Source organism: uncultured Aquimarina sp., from assembly GCF_947495315.1.
Classification (GTDB): domain Bacteria; phylum Bacteroidota; class Bacteroidia; order Flavobacteriales; family Flavobacteriaceae; genus Aquimarina.
On sequence record NZ_CANLYD010000001.1, the window covers coordinates 435351 to 451122 of the forward strand.

At 36.6% G+C, this 15772-nt stretch carries 8 protein-coding genes; all 8 read right to left on the reverse strand.

Going from position 1 to position 15772, the window contains the following annotated elements; translation table 11 throughout:
• Positions 1-55 precede the first annotated feature (55 nt).
• The 8 genes from Q0910_RS01925 to Q0910_RS01960 all read right to left on the reverse strand — a co-directional run bounded on the left by Q0910_RS01925 (position 56) and on the right by Q0910_RS01960 (position 15759).
• Positions 56-3052 carry a carbohydrate-binding protein gene (locus Q0910_RS01925; protein ID WP_299211859.1) on the reverse strand — a complete coding sequence of 999 codons (2997 nt, stop codon included), beginning with the start codon at positions 3050-3052 and terminating at the stop codon, positions 56-58.
• A 52-nt stretch (positions 3053-3104) separates the two neighbouring features.
• Entirely contained in the window at positions 3105-4928 is a 1824-nt protein-coding gene (locus tag Q0910_RS01930; RefSeq protein ID WP_299211862.1) for an RICIN domain-containing protein, read from the reverse strand.
• A gap of 26 nt (positions 4929-4954) precedes the next feature.
• Positions 4955-8929, reverse strand: coding sequence for a T9SS type A sorting domain-containing protein (locus tag Q0910_RS01935; RefSeq protein ID WP_299211865.1), 3975 nt, complete (start codon positions 8927-8929; stop codon positions 4955-4957).
• 386 nt (positions 8930-9315) lie between these two features.
• Entirely contained in the window at positions 9316-11127 is a 1812-nt protein-coding gene (locus tag Q0910_RS01940; protein ID WP_299211868.1) for an acyl-CoA dehydrogenase family protein, read from the reverse strand.
• A gap of 57 nt (positions 11128-11184) precedes the next feature.
• Positions 11185-11544: a four helix bundle protein gene (locus Q0910_RS01945; protein ID WP_299211871.1), complete on the reverse strand. Its 360-nt coding sequence runs from the start codon at positions 11542-11544 to the stop codon at positions 11185-11187.
• Positions 11545-11582: 38 nt separating this feature from the next.
• Positions 11583-12773 (reverse strand): acetyl-CoA C-acyltransferase, encoded by a 1191-nt coding sequence (locus tag Q0910_RS01950; RefSeq protein ID WP_299211874.1) that lies wholly within the window; start codon positions 12771-12773, stop codon positions 11583-11585.
• A gap of 107 nt (positions 12774-12880) precedes the next feature.
• Positions 12881-15286 carry a 3-hydroxyacyl-CoA dehydrogenase/enoyl-CoA hydratase family protein gene (locus Q0910_RS01955; protein WP_299211877.1) on the reverse strand — a complete coding sequence of 802 codons (2406 nt, stop codon included), beginning with the start codon at positions 15284-15286 and terminating at the stop codon, positions 12881-12883.
• A 17-nt stretch (positions 15287-15303) separates the two neighbouring features.
• Positions 15304-15759 carry a MarR family transcriptional regulator gene (locus Q0910_RS01960; RefSeq protein WP_118457218.1) on the reverse strand — a complete coding sequence of 152 codons (456 nt, stop codon included), beginning with the start codon at positions 15757-15759 and terminating at the stop codon, positions 15304-15306.
• Positions 15760-15772 lie beyond the last annotated feature (13 nt).

The following is a 15772-nucleotide window of genomic DNA, read 5'->3' on the forward strand; positions in this document are numbered from 1 at the left end:
AACAACTTTATCTGTGAAATAGTTACAGTATTAGCAGCTGTCTTGTTTTTTTATATTACTTTTTAAATATTTTCTTAGTTCGCACTTGTTTCACATCAGTTACTTTAATGATGTATATACCAGAAGTAAGATTACTTAGATCTACAGTGACATTTGCCTCTTCCATATTTTGCGAAAGCACTTGTTGTCCCAGGCTATTGATTATTTTAAGATTAGCAGTCTTTGAACCATTATTGTTAATAGTAAGTATATCTGTTACAGGGTTCGGAAATGCATACAGTACGCCTTCGGCATCTGAAGCTTCTAGTTCAGGACTCGTTCTTATTAGATTAGTGCATCCAGAAACGATAAGACCCGGTCCAGTTACTTCTACATAATCAATTTTAGCAAGCCCCTCAATGCTAGTAGCATTAAGTGATATCGATTTCACTCCGGCATCTAAGGTAACTGTTGTTGACGTCGTTATCCAATTACCTTGTGTATCGCTGAATAGCATATCGTTAGCCATGGTAGTTCCGTTAACAACTAAGTCAGCGGTTCTGGCCGAACCACCATAATAACGCCATACAAAAGTATACGAGCCAGCTGCACCATCAATTTCCCAATCTATTGCTTTTCCAATTGCATTTGATGTGTTGGCGTAACCAATACCAGTATACCCTTTAGAAACACTTTTAATGGAACCATCTACGTTGCAAAAGCCCATTTCATTTTCTTCAATGATTATAGTATTTGTGGATCCACTTGTAGATCCATTGAATTCTATCCAATTTAGATTTAATAAATATCCGTTGCCTCCTGTAAATACCAGATATACATCGTAAGTTCCACTTACTGCGTTCAGAGCAGCACTTACAGTTTCATAATTAGTCCATGAACCTGTGGTATCTACTGGAATAGTAGTGATTAAAGTACCAGAGACTCCATTCAGTCGAACTTCAATATCTCCTCCATTATTTTTGCTTGAAACTCGGGCATCAATAGCATTAGCACAGCTAAGGTCAATATTATTAAATCTGAGCCAATCTCCATTTTGTATAAACCCAACTTGTTGTCCACCACCAGTATCAGAAGATGATTCAATCATTACTCCTGACATCGTATCGTAATCTTCCGCTTCAATGGTTGCACAAGCTGATACTTCACTTCCATATACTTCTACTTCTGCTAAATTTAATACAATAGTTGTAGGATCAGAATGTTGTTGTATTTTAATAATTTGACCAGTAACTCCACCAGCATCCATTGTTATAGATGGATCTGGATAAGTAGTGTATGTTTTGGTATAGGTTATAGCGCCATTACTATCCATAACAATAACATCAAAATTAGATAACCTAGTATTGCAGCAATTATCTACACGGGCAAAAACGTTAATATCGTCAATAGTATGATTTGACCCTAAATCAACCTGCCACCAAGGATCTATTTCTGAGGATGTACGTGTTACCGAACCGCCAGACCATTTTCCATTGGTGTTGCCATCAATAGCCAGAAAAGCTTCACCACCACCGTTCGGATGATTGGATGATTGAGTAGCAGCTCCCTGTAAGGCAAGGTTAGTTTCATCTGGATCAGTTCCTCCGTCATCTGTAGTAATAGTTAATTGTCGCATTTTAGATGCGGCAGCTGCAAAGGTATTATTTCCGCCTTGTGAAGCTGTTATATTTGTCGTGCCAACTCCTTTAATGCGAATCTTATTGTTTACAATAGTTGCTACATTGGTATTAGAACTTGAAATGGTAACTGCAGCTCCGGAACTGGCATGTGCAAAAGGCGAAAAATCTGGATCACCTACTTTTTTATTCGGTATCTCACGAAAATCAATGAATTGATGGTAATTAGGTTTTGTTTCTCCCACTAAATAAGCTTGCTGAGGTCTAGTATAGGGTACGTAATCTGCATTCGCTTCTAATTGATCATTTACATGCTTTAATACTTCTACTTCATCAGGCATGGCTAATCCACCGTTAGTAATTGTTGTAGAAAATGTTATTGAAGCTCCGGCAGAAGTAATTCTTTTTACCATTCTATATGCTTGATCCTTGTCGTACATTAGTGGCTCGTCGTTTAAAGACCACCGTCTACGAATGGGAACAAACATATGTTTTACGAATACTTTACCTGTTTCAGGGTGTACTGATAAAGGTGATTCTTCCATATCTGTAACAGTATACTCTTCATAGCCCCAAGAATTTGATGGGGCTTTTTGTCCTCCTATAGAAGTCACATGGCCTGCTGTAAATTGAGACCATATGTCATTAGCTTGATATTTTATTATTTTGTAATCATCTTCATCTCTTTCATCTACACCATCTGAGTCAACCTTTATGCCAGGGAAATAACTTTTATTAAAATTGACACCAAGAGCAGCTCCAGGATTCGTTTCTTTAATTACATTAATAAATATATCCTTTCTGGGAATAGAATCGTCTGATCCACCAATTTTATCAATCCAATATCCATCTACCAAACCATCAAAACGCTCTAGAAACCCTCTCATTAATAGATTGAAAGCTGGGTAATTACCAAGGTTATTTCTGTTTTTATAGGCGTCCCAACCAGCTATTTGAGCGGCTGATCCTTCGCCCATATTAGGCCAGTGGTTTATGTATAGGATGACTTTAATGCCGGCATCTTTAAATACTTTGATAACATCAAAAATGATTTGTTCATTTTCTAGGCTTGGAACAAAATCAGGATGTATTTCATTCGCTACATCTATATAATTATTTTGCCGTACTGTATATAAACTACTATTCGCATTATTGGTTAAGTTTGTAATCACGTGACCAATAGTAGGATAATCTCTAACGATTTGTTTAGCTGCTTCTACGTAGTCATAACCATTGGCTACATACCGATCTAAATCTTTTCCTCCTCGAATAATTAAGCGAACACCCCAGGAACCTTCCATCCACGGAACCTCAGAGGTTTGCTGTGCCTTCCCTATATCAGAACAAAGGATTAAAAAAGCTAATAAAACAACCATTTTCATTCGAGAAAACGGGTTGTTTTTTAAAAAAACGGATATTAATTTGTTATTTTTCATCATTATATTCATTTTATGGTGTTCACTAAATCATGTACGTATGTCAGTATTTTTACTGTTTAATGATTTTACTAGTAAGTACTTTTGATCTATTGGATACTTTTAAGAGGTATAACCCTTTCGCCAATCCATTGATATCCAAAGAAACGGATCCTTCATTGATCACACCTTTTAGTATGGTCTTGCCATTCATATCACTGATGGTATACGTAGATGTTTCATTAGTGCCTAAACTAATAGTAAACTGATCCGCTACAGGATTTGGATAAATAAGGACTTCGTTAGTATCTATAACATTAGGATCTTTATTGCTTTCTATTGGAGTAATAATCCAATGCAAGTTTTGACTATTACTCGACGAATCCCAAAGTGCTATATTTTGACTATCTGATCCACCAGAACCTCCGTCTAGAGCAAATCCAGATGCATTTCGTTTTATTAACTTAAACGCTCCACCACCAACATTCACTTTTTGCCATTGCTGGTTTTGGTTATTTTCATTACAGGTCCATAAATATACATTCTGACGCGTCGCTCCACCATGATTTCCATCAATACAATGATTAGTTCCTACTTTTTGGTAAGAATAATAACCATTTCCACGATCGATCTCAATCCATTGTTGATTAACATTATTTGGGTTAGCAGACCATAAGTATACATTTTGTCCGTCTGCAACACCTTGATTACCGTCTATAGCAAAATCAGAAGCATTGCGTTTTTGAATATGAACTAATGAACCGCCCCCAGTAGTGCCTCCATCACTTTCAGCGATTTTAATATTAGATACCGTATATACTTCATCAGCGTAACTTGTTTTGGCTTGTATAATAAGTTCTAATTTATTACCACTAATATTAGCAATTGAAAGCGTTTTCAAAGCAAAAGCATTTACATTTTTAGCAATGGTTTTTTGAGCACCTCCATCTACTTTATAATACACATTGATATAATCCGAATCTTCCATGTTTCCTTCCCCTTTGATATTCAAGCTGATGTCTACTTTTGAAGCACAAGAAATATCGATAGCTCCAGAACTGTAGTTTGTTGTCTCATTAGAAACCGTGAAGTTATTATCTTTCCAAGGTAAACTGCATCCAGGAGGAGTAACGTCTGAAGGATTTACTATATCATATCCATCTGGACCATTCCAAAGAGTAACATCATCGTAAGTAACCGTTCTTGTCTCTCCACTTACGTACTCTTCATTAGCATAATTATACATACCCCATGAGCCTGGCGTAGAATAGGACTGATTATACTGACCATTTTCGTTCTGATCTCCAAAACCAATAGTCTGACCTGTTTTATTGAGCATTAGTTCATCATCTATCCAAACTTGCACGATACCGTCACTAACATTTTTTAATTTCACGTGAATAACCACTTTTACAAATTGATCTTTTGGAAAGTCAGGATAAATAACATATCTAGTAAAGTTTTGCCCCATATTATAACGGTGTTGCCATCTAAGCGACCCATCACCAAAATATTGAAGCATAAAATAATGATTTGCAGCTCCTTCCCTAAAACCCCAAGTTTGCATTAATGACATTTCAGTATTTGGATTGTTAGCTAATGTATTGCTATGTACTTTTAACCAAAAGCCAGTCCAGAATTCCTGTTTAAATACATAAGCATTATCCTTAGCTCTAAATTCTGTTTTTTTAGAAGATGTTCCGGTACCGGTATAATCACTAGGTTTCCAGGTACATTCCAGAGCACCATCCTTAAAGGTCATTCTGTTAAGGTTTGTAGTTTCAAATGGTCCCAAAGTACCATCATTGAAGTCATGTTTTAATAAATCTTGAGCGCTTAGAGTGGAGATTAGTCCTAAGCACAGTGAAAATGCTTTTAGATAAAATAATCGTTTCATAATTTATTGGTTATAATTTTTATGGCTTATTGTTTAATGATCTTACCTGTTAGCACTTTTGACCTATTGGATACTTTTAAGAGGTATAGCCCCTTTGCTAATCCATTGACGTTTAAGGAAGCAGAACCTTCGTTGATCACACCTTTAAGTATGGTTTTGCCATTCATATCACTGATGGTATACATAGATGTTTCTGTAGTGTCCAAACTAATATTGACCTGATCCGCTACAGGATTTGGATAAATAAGGACTTCGCTAGTATCGTTAGTATAAATATCTCTATTGCTTGTTATTGGAGTAATGATCCAATGCAAATTTTGACTGGTACTAGACGAATTCCAAAGCCCAACATTCTGAAGATTTGATCCACCTGAACCACCATCGATAGCAAGACTTGGATCACTACGCATAATCAATTTAAATGCACCTCCACCTACATCAACTTTTTGCCAATGTTGATTATGATTATTTTTATTCACCGCCCATAAATATACATTTTCTTCATCATTACCTACACCGCCTCCATCTAAGGCATAATCAGTATCCATTTTTTGATAAGTATAGTAGCCATTACCTCTATCGATCTCGATCCATTGCTGATTTACATTATTTGGCTTTTGACTATACAGATATATATTTTGACCATTATCTCCTCCCCAATTTCCATCTATAGCATAACCTTTGGCATTACGCTTCGTAATATGTACTAATTTGGTGCTTGAGATACTAGTCCCATAAACTTCGACCTCAGCTAAATTCATAGTAGGTGTTTCATTGGATTGCACTCTAACAGTCTGACCAGTAGCTGGTGGAATCTCTATAATCATTAAAGGATTAGGAATATCGGTGAATGTTTGTGAATATGTTGTATTACTGTCACCATCAAAAATTGATACAGTGAAGTTTGTTAATCTTCCGATACAACAAGCATCGGTTCTATTGTACACATGAATCTCATCAATGCTGAATTCATTTCCTAAATCTACTTCCCACCAAGCATTAGGACCCGTAGCCGCAATTACTGAATCTGCACCAAAAGATCCATTAGTATTTCCATCGTTGGCATAGGCCGCAACACCACCATTTTGCGTTCCCGATTGTGAAGCCGTTCCATTTAGAGCTAAATTATCCCCATTAACAATAGTAGTATCTGAAGTGGAAATGTACTCAGAAGTCGCCATATATCCTTGTGTGTCAGTAACTGCAAAAAATATTAATTCAGCATTCGTAGGAATAGCAGCGGAAATCGTATTTCCAGAAATAGTTGCATTGATTGATTCCCACGATTTGTCATTTAAGTCTATAGTATCACCATCATTGGTATAAAACAATTGAGCACTATCTATTCCAATAGCTGAACTAGCAGTCACATACCCTATGTTTGAATTAATAGAAATATTTTCTACTAGTGGTAATGCCGTACCTCCATTAACCACAGAATTAGCAAATCGATATACCTCATCACGATTTCTCCAGGTTAAATGACCATGTGCAAAGTTATCAACGTACAATAAAGTTGCAGGTCCATTAACTGTTTGTGAAGATTTCTGGTTTACAGAAAGCGAAAAATGAAAATCATTAAGTCCGTTAAGCCACAAAGTAGGAAAGGTTACGTTATCAAAATAAGCACTTCCATCATAATAGGTGTTTACAAAGTCCGCCTCTTCTTGGCTTGTTATAGCATCTCCTTGATGTCCATCTGATTCAGATAAAAACCCTCCACCATAGACCGGTAAAGCCCAAGCAAGTCGATTATCTACGCCCATAACAGTACTCGTAATGGTTCCACCCCAGCTAGAACCCATAACTCCAATTTTACTGGCATTAACCTCTGGGAAAGAAGCTATAAGTGAATGTCCTTTCATTACCTGGGCAATAGCATGATAGTACCATTGTTCTTCTATAGGTAATCGATAATCGTTCCAAACCCCATCACGTTTTGGACCTGGATTGGGGGTTGGGTCGTTATTAGGATATTGTCCTTCTAAATCCATACTAATGGCCGCATATCCTTTATCATTCCAGTATTTTACTACTTGAGGAAATGCTGTTCCGCCACCACCGTGAGCGTATACAACAGCTGGCCAACCTCCTGTAGGAGGAGTACCACTAGGTGTGCTATAATAAGCAAATACTTCTACTTTTTCTCCTAAATAGTCAATTGACTCATATAACATTCCTATCATTCCATCTTGGGCATCCACATCTGAAGTTCTCCAATTTGGAACTTCTTTTAATTCAGTGACGTTCCAGGGACCAATAGTTTCATTGTTTTGGCCACCCAACACCGTTAACACGCGTGATCGATCAGGTGCGGCATTATATGTTGCGTCACCAGCTTGAGATGCAGTTATATAAGAATTGCCTTCTCCCACGATATGAATTTTACCATTTACAATAGTAGCCACATTAGTATTCCCACTAGTGTAAGTTACTGCCAAACCTGAACTTGCGGTTACTCCTGGGTCAAAATCAGGATCACCTACACGAATGGTTGGAAATGGTGGAAAAGTAATTACTTGGTCTTGTTTAATATCCCCAACAACCACTAGTGGTCGTTCTGCTGGCACAGCAGATGTAAAAGTCCCTGCACCAGCTTGCGTTGCTGTAATAGTTGTTTTACCAGAACCTACAATACGTACTCTACCATTAACTATTGTAGCCACATTCGTATTAGAACTTGTAAAAGATATTGGTAATCCTGAAGTAGTTGTAGCTGCTATAAAATCGGCATCACCCACTTGTTTTGTAGGTATGTCCGGAAACTCAATATATTGGGTTTCTCCTACTAAACTAGCCCCTTCTGGTCGTGTATAGGGTACATAATCTGGTTTCGGATCCATAAGCATCCTAGTATTAACTACCTTCATAATCTCCATTTCATCAGACATCATATGACCCGCTCGACCGTCTCCAAGGTTTGGTGTTTGATTGGTGTTTGCAAAAGTAATCATCCCACCATAATCCGTAATTCTTCTAACAAACCTATAGGCTTCTTCGGTATTAAAAACTATAGGTACTTGTGGAGAGTGCCATCTTTCCCTAATAGGAAACCAACCGTGTTTTTGAACTTGTTTTCCGTTACTAGCGGTGTAGAACGGTTCCACCATCATATTGGGTATCATGAACTCTTCATAGGACCATGAGTTTGGCGGAGCTCCTTGTCCTAATGGTACAATATGCCCATCCGTAAAATCAGGTAAAGGATCATTGGAATCATGGAGTTTCACATAATAATCGGTAGGGTTTGTGTCATTAACACCATCTGAATCTACATAAACATCTTCTCCATTATGTGTTAATCTACTTGCTCCTCCAGAAGCAATTAAAGCCGTTGGATCAGCTTCGCGTATCATCGCTACAAAATCTCCAAAATTACCATCGCCTCTTAGGGCTGCTGTTGTATCTAACCAGTACCCATCAGCATAACTAGCGGCTGCTTCTACAAATCCTTGTACAAGATGGCGATAAGCCAAATATTCATTTCCTCCAAATTTAGTATTGTAATAGTTTTCCCAACCTGCTTTAAGGTCACCAGTGGCCCTATCCAAGTAGTTGGTAGAAATGTATAGGATTATTTTCTTACCTGAATTTCTTAAAAGCTGAATTGCTTCTACAGCAACTCCATCATTTTCCACGCTGGGAATCATTGCAGGATGTATTTCATTAGCTACATCAACATTGGTATTTGCTCTTGTGTTAAAATAATGGGAGTGTGCAAAGTAGGATAGATTGGTAATTACGTGGCCTGCTGTAGGAAGCTCATCTACTATTTCCTGAGCACCACTCATATAATCTTTTTGATTCAGATTAATTTCTGTATCCAGCCTTTTTCCTCCAAAAATAGGAAACGTCACTCCCCAAGATCCTTCAAAGCTAACTTGAGAAAATGTGGCTGTCTGTGAAGCCATTAATAATAAGATGAATAGGGCTAAGGGTTTTGATGTATCGAACAGCCAACTTCCGGACTGAGCGAATACATTTTGATTGTAGTTTTTCATGGTTGAGTTTGTGAGGTTTAAGAGTTTTGTATGATGTATTTCTCAAGCGAATAGTTTTTTTGAGAGACTAAGCTCCTTGCTTGTAATGTGGTTCAGATATTAAAATTGGTTAACCAATTTTAATATCGTACAATTGTACATAATTTACAGATAGAGTAGGGTTGTTGTCTAGAATTAGTAGGTATATAACTAGAATTCGTAAGTGATTGAAATACAATTAAATAATGTAGAGAGCTAATTTTTGATGATTGGTTTTTAGTATGATTCTATTTTAGGACGAGATAATATGTATAAATAAAAAAACCGTCTTTCCCCAACAGAAAGACGGTATCTTAAATCAAAATTAAACAACTTCCTAGTTTTAATCCTTAGGAGCGGATATATTATTATGAGAAGCAGTATCCGTTTTCTGCGGCTACTTTATCTGCAATTTTAGTTCTTAAGGCAACCACATTTGGTTGGTTAGCGTATTTAGTGAAACGTTTAAGTCCCATTAACATCATACGTTGCTCATCACCTTCAGCAAAAGAAACGATTGCTTCTTTTCCTTTCTTGATCGCGATATCTACTGCTTTGTATAGATATAACTTAGACATTGCAATCTGAATCTCCTGAGAATCTTCACCAAAACGTTTTGCGTTTTTCTCTGTACGTAAGATGGTTGATTCTGCCATATAGATCTCAATCAAGATATCAGAAGCGGCCATTAATAACTGTTGGTGCTCTTCTAATTTTTGACCGAATTTCTGCATTGCTGCTCCAGCAACCATTAAGAATACTTTCTTCATTTTTGCAACCATCTCTTTCTCTTCTGCAAATAAAGCAGAGTAGTCAGGAGTGTCAAAAGAAGGAATACCTGTTAATTCATCTGCAACTTTCATAGCAGGATTTAAAAGATCTACATGACCTTTCATTGCTTTCTTAACAAGCATACCTACCGCTAACATACGGTTGATCTCGTTGGTACCCTCGTAGATACGAGCAATACGAGCATCTCTCCAAGCAGATTCCATAGGAGTATCTGCAGAGAATCCCATACCACCAAAGATTTGTAATCCTTCATCAGCAGTATTTTGAACATCTTCAGAAACTGCTACTTTAAGAATAGAACATTCGATAGCATATTCTTCTACACCTTTAAGCTCGGCTTCCTGATGTGTGTTTCCTTCCGCTTGACGGATAGCAATTCTATCTTCGATATTTTTTGCAGCTCTATAACTAGCTGATTCATCAGCGTACGTATTGGTAGCCATCTCAGCAATTTTAGATTTGATAGCACCAAAATTCATAATTGGAGTTTTAAACTGAATACGCTCATTAGCATATTTAGTAGCTTCTCCAATTACTCTACGTTGTGCATCTAAACAAGCCGCAGCTAATTTGATTCTACCAACGTTTAAAGCATTCATTGCAATCTTAAATCCATTACCTCTTTCTGATAACATATTCTCTACTGGTACCTTAGTATCACTAAAGAATACTTGACGAGTAGAAGAGGAGTGGATACCTAATTTCTTTTCTTCATCAGCCATGGAGATTCCATTAGCTGGATCATTTTCTACAATAAATCCTGTAATATTTTTATCATCCTCGATACGAGCAAAAACAATCATTACGTTACAGAATCCGGCATTGGAGATCCACATTTTTTGACCAGAGATCAAGTAATGAGTGCCATCATCAGATAAGACCGCCTTCGTTTTACCAGAATTGGCATCTGATCCGGCACCTGGTTCTGTTAAGCAGTATGCTCCCATCCACTCACCAGTAGCTAATTTTGGAACATATTTTTTCTTTTGCTCTTCATTACCATATAAAGTAATTGGCATAGTACCAATACCTGTATGAGCTCCAAATGCAGTACTGAATGATCCAGTAGCTCCAGAAATATAGTCACATACTAACATTGTAGAAACAAATCCCATTCCTAATCCGTCATATGCTTCTGGTACAGCAACACCGAGTAGTCCAAGCTCACCGGCTTTTTTCATACACGCTTCTGTATACGCATAATCTTTGTTTTCAAATTTTTCCCAATGCGCCCATAATTCACGGTCTACAAATTCTTTTGTACTATCACGCATCATTTTTTGCTCCTCAGAAAAATCTTCTGGAGTAAATACATCTTCGGCTTTTGTTTCTTTAACAAGGAATTGTCCTCCTCTAAGAATGTCTTTGTTTAAAGTTTCTGTACTCATTTTAAATTTTGTTATTCGGTTTTTGAAAAGAGAGAAAAGATGAAAGAAAAGAGATTTTTATATGTTGAGTCCATTTTGAAAACCCATTGTCATTCTTTGCCATTCTTCAATTTTATCTTCTAATTTTTTTAAATTATTATCATTAATATATTTTCTATGGTGAGCAACAAGAAGTTGCGTTCCTAACTCAAAAGAAGAACTTAACGAATAATCAATAAAATTATTAAATGATTTATCTGTTCTTCCTGATCCTTCAGCAATATTACTAGGCATGGAAACAGAACATCTGCTCATTTGTGAGCTTAAATCATATATTTCGTGTTTTGGAAAAGCAATTAAAACATCAGATATATCATTGGCAATTTCTAATCCCAGTTGCCATATCTTTAAGTTTTTATAATTGTGTCTTTTTCTCACAAGAAATTCTTTTGTTCTTTTTTCTTTGCTCTTTATTCTTAATTAAGGAATTCAAAAATACCGGCAGCTCCTTGACCCGTACCAACACACATAGTTACCATACCATATTTACCTTTCATATCACGTTTGCGCATTTCGTCAAATAGTTGTACAGATAATTTTCCTCCTGTACATCCTAATGGATGACCAAGTGCAATGGCACCTCCATTTACATTAACGATATCCTGATTGATGTTTAGTTCTCGCATTACAGCTAACGATTGAGAAGCAAAGGCTTCATTAAGCTCAATTAGCTCAATATCGTCTTGTTTTAAACCTGCTTGTTTTAAAGCTTTTGGAATTGCTTTTACCGGTCCGATTCCCATAATTCTTGGTTCTACACCAGCTGCTGCATAATTTACAAGTCTTGCAATAGGCTCGAGATTTAATTCTTTCACCATATCTTCGCTCATTACCATCACAAATGCAGCACCATCACTCATTTGAGAAGAATTACCTGCAGTCACACTTCCTCCAAGTTCAAAAACAGGTCTAAGCTTACCTAACACTTCTTTACTAGTTCCTGCTCGAGGCCCTTCGTCTTTAGTAACAGTATAGGATTTAGATGCTTTCTTTCCGTTTTCATCCACATAGATTTGCTCTACGTTGATAGGAACAATTTGATCCTGAAAACGATTTTCAGCCTGAGCCTTTAATGCTTTCATATGAGAATTATATGCAAACTCATCCTGATCTTCTCGCGATACATTGAATTGGTGTGCTACTGCTTCTGCAGTATTTCCCATTCCCCAATAATAATCTTCGTGACCAGATTTTGCTAAATCATAATTCAATTCTGTTTTATATCCTGTCATCGGAACAGAGCTCATGCTTTCTGCACCACCAGCAATGATACAATCAGCCATTCCGGATTGTATTTTGGCAGTTGCCATACCAATGGTTTCTATTCCCGAAGAACAAAATCTGTTAACCGTTACTCCAGGAACATCAATAGACTCTAATCCCATTAATGAGATTAAACGTGCCATATTCAACCCTTGAGATCCTTCTGGCATTGCATTACCAACAATAACATCATCGATACGACTTTTGTCTAGTTGAGGTAGTTCTTTCATCATATGCTGAATAGTTTCAGCCGCCAACTCATCAGTTCTTTTAAATCTGAACACTCCGCGAGGTGCTTTTCCTACGGCTGTTCTATATGCTTTTACTATATATGCGGTTTTCATTTTTTTAGATATTTTAGATTATTCGATTTTTAGATTATTCGATTTTTAGATTTGTTGGATTCAATATGCTAACAATCCCACAAATCTGGTAATCTAATTATTCAATACTAGTTTCTTAAAGGTTTACCTTTTTTAAGCATATGTTCTATACGCTCCAACGTTTTGCGTTCTGTGCATAAAGACAAGAAAGCTTCACGTTCTAGATCTAATAAATATTGTTCTGTTACCAAGGTTGGTTCTGATAAATCTCCTCCAGCCATTACATAACCTAACTTATTCGCTATTTTATGATCGTGTTCCGAAATATATTTACTAGCCTCCATAGAATCTGTACCTACTAAGAACATACCTAATGCTTGTTTACCAAGTACTTTTACATCCTTTCGTCTTACAGGTTGTGTATATCCTTGTTCTGCCATTAATTTAGCATAAGCTTTAGCAGTAGCAATCTGACGATCTTTATTTACAACAACAATATCTTTTCCTTTTTGTAATAGATTTGTGTCAAACGCTTCATAAGCAGAAGTAGATACTTTGGCCATACCAATAGTTAAGAAATGTTCTTGAAGTACATTAAGCTCTACATCATCCTTCTTGAAAAGATCTGAAGCTCTTAATGCCATTTCTTTGGAACCACCTCCACCAGGAATCACACCAACACCGAATTCTACTAATCCCATATATGTTTCTGCAGCAGCAACTACTTTATCAGCGTGAAGTGATATTTCACATCCACCACCTAAAGCCATACCGTGAGGAGCAACAATCGTAGGTATCGAAGAATAACGCATACGCATCATAGAATCCTGGAAATATTTAATAGCCATATTCAATTCATCATACTCTTGCTCTACAGCCATCATAAAGATCATACCAATATTAGCGCCTACAGAGAAATTAGCAGCTTGATTACCTACAACTAATCCTTGGAAATTTTTCTCAGCCATATCAATAGCTGTATTTAATCCAGCAAGAACATCTCCACCTATAGTGTTCATCTTACTTTGGAACTCTACGTTAAGGATTCCATCACCAAGATCTTCCACAACAACACCGCTGTTTTTGAAAACTTCAGAAGACTTACGAATGTTATCTAAAATGATAAATGCATCTTGTCCCGGAACTTTTACTTGTTCCTTTTTAGGAATGTCATAATAATGGGTAGCTCCATTTTTAACTGTATAGAAAGAAGTACTTCCTGAAGCGATCATATCATTAACCCAAGCAGCTGGTTCATATCCTTCTGCTTTCATCATTTCAATTCCTTTTTCTACTCCAATAGCATCCCAAATTTGGAAAGGACCGTGTTCCCAACCAAAACCAGCTTTCATAGCGTCATCAATCTTATAAAGGTCGTCTGTAATCTCTGGAATACGGTTAGATACATATGCAAATAATGCAGCAAAACTTTTACGATAAAATTCACCTGCTTTATCTTTTCCTGCAACCAATACTTTAAAACGATCTACTACCTTATCGATAGTCTTTGTCATTTCTAGTGTTGCAAAAGAAGCTCTTTTCTTTTCTCTATATTCTAAAGTGTCTAAATCAAGTGAAAGGATGTCTTTCTTTCCTTCTGGAGACACATGTTTTTTATAAAATCCTTGCTTAGTCTTGCTTCCTAACCATTTATTCTCCATCATCGTATTGATGAAGGCAGGAAGTTTAAACAATTCATGACGTTCATCATCAGGACAATTATCAGCAATACCATTAGCAACGTGTACCAAAGTATCTAATCCTACTACATCAACTGTACGGAAAGTAGCAGATTTTGGACGTCCAATAACTGGACCTGATAATTTATCAACTTCTTCAATTGTTAATCCCATATCTTTTACCATATGGAATAAACTCATAATACTGAAGATACCTATTCTGTTTCCAATAAATGCAGGAGTATCTTTAGCAACTACAGATGTTTTTCCTAAAAATTGCTCTCCATATCCGTTTAGGAATTCAAGCACTTCGGTAGAAGTATCTGGGCCAGGTATGATCTCAAATAATTTCAGGTAACGAGCAGGGTTAAAGAAGTGAGTTCCACAGAAATGTTTTTGGAAATCTTCGCTTCTTCCTTCGTTCATGAATTTTATAGGAATACCTGAAGTGTTAGAAGTGATTAAAGTTCCAGGCGTTCTGTGTTTTTCTAGATTTTCAAAAACTAATTTTTTAATATCTAGTCTTTCTACGACCACCTCAATAATCCAATCTACATCAGCTACTTTTGCAATATCATCTTCTAGGTTTCCTGTAGTGATACGGTTCGCAAATTTTTGATGGTAAATTGGAGAAGGTTTGGATTTAAGAGCGGCGGTTAGTGAATCATTTACTAACCTGTTACGAACCACTTTGCTTTCTAGTGTAAGGCCTTTTGCCTTTTCTTTGTCGTTTAATTCTCTAGGCACTATATCTAATAATAGTACTTCGACGCCAATATTAGCGAAATGACATGCAATACCGGAGCCCATAATTCCTGAACCAACGACTGCAACTTTTTTAATGACTCTTTTCATTTTTTAACTTCTGGTTGTTAAGATGTTATAGATTCTTTTTTTGTGTATATTTTCTTGGTAGCAATGAGATCATTTATCAATTGAAATACTTCTAAGAAAGTATCAAGCTTTTCCTTTGGAACATGCTTTCTTACTGCATGGTCAAATGTAAATACTACGTCTTTTGAAAAATTTCTCATTTCTACTCCGAAAGGGGTTAGATATATTAGAACACCACGTCCGTCTTGGGGATTTTTCTTTCTAAAGATTAACCCTTTTTCTTCCATGGTTTTTAAAGTTCGTGATAAACTGGTGGCTTCCATACCCATTTTAGGGCCTAATGAGGTAGATGGGGTTCCATTTTCAGGATCAATGCTAATTAATGCAAAACCCGTTGCCATTGTACTACCTTTTTTACCTGCTTCTTCATTATACATCTTGGCAACAGCCATCCATGTAGCACGAAGTGCATAATCAATCGTTTTTTCTCTCATTCAGAAAATTTGT

What these genes read in the sequence shown, in the direction of transcription:
- Q0910_RS01935 (WP_299211865.1), bottom strand. Translation starts at nt 8,929, where the DNA reads ATGAAAAACTACAATCAAAATGTATTCGCTCAGTCCGGAAGTTGGCTG.
- Q0910_RS01960 (WP_118457218.1), bottom strand. Translation starts at nt 15,759, where the DNA reads ATGAGAGAAAAAACGATTGATTATGCACTTCGTGCTACATGGATGGCT.
- Q0910_RS01930 (WP_299211862.1), bottom strand. Translation starts at nt 4,928, where the DNA reads ATGAAACGATTATTTTATCTAAAAGCATTTTCACTGTGCTTAGGACTA.
- Q0910_RS01940 (WP_299211868.1), bottom strand. Translation starts at nt 11,127, where the DNA reads ATGAGTACAGAAACTTTAAACAAAGACATTCTTAGAGGAGGACAATTC.
- Q0910_RS01925 (WP_299211859.1), bottom strand. Translation starts at nt 3,052, where the DNA reads ATGAAAAATAACAAATTAATATCCGTTTTTTTAAAAAACAACCCGTTT.
- Q0910_RS01950 (WP_299211874.1), bottom strand. Translation starts at nt 12,773, where the DNA reads ATGAAAACCGCATATATAGTAAAAGCATATAGAACAGCCGTAGGAAAA.
- Q0910_RS01955 (WP_299211877.1), bottom strand. Translation starts at nt 15,286, where the DNA reads ATGAAAAGAGTCATTAAAAAAGTTGCAGTCGTTGGTTCAGGAATTATG.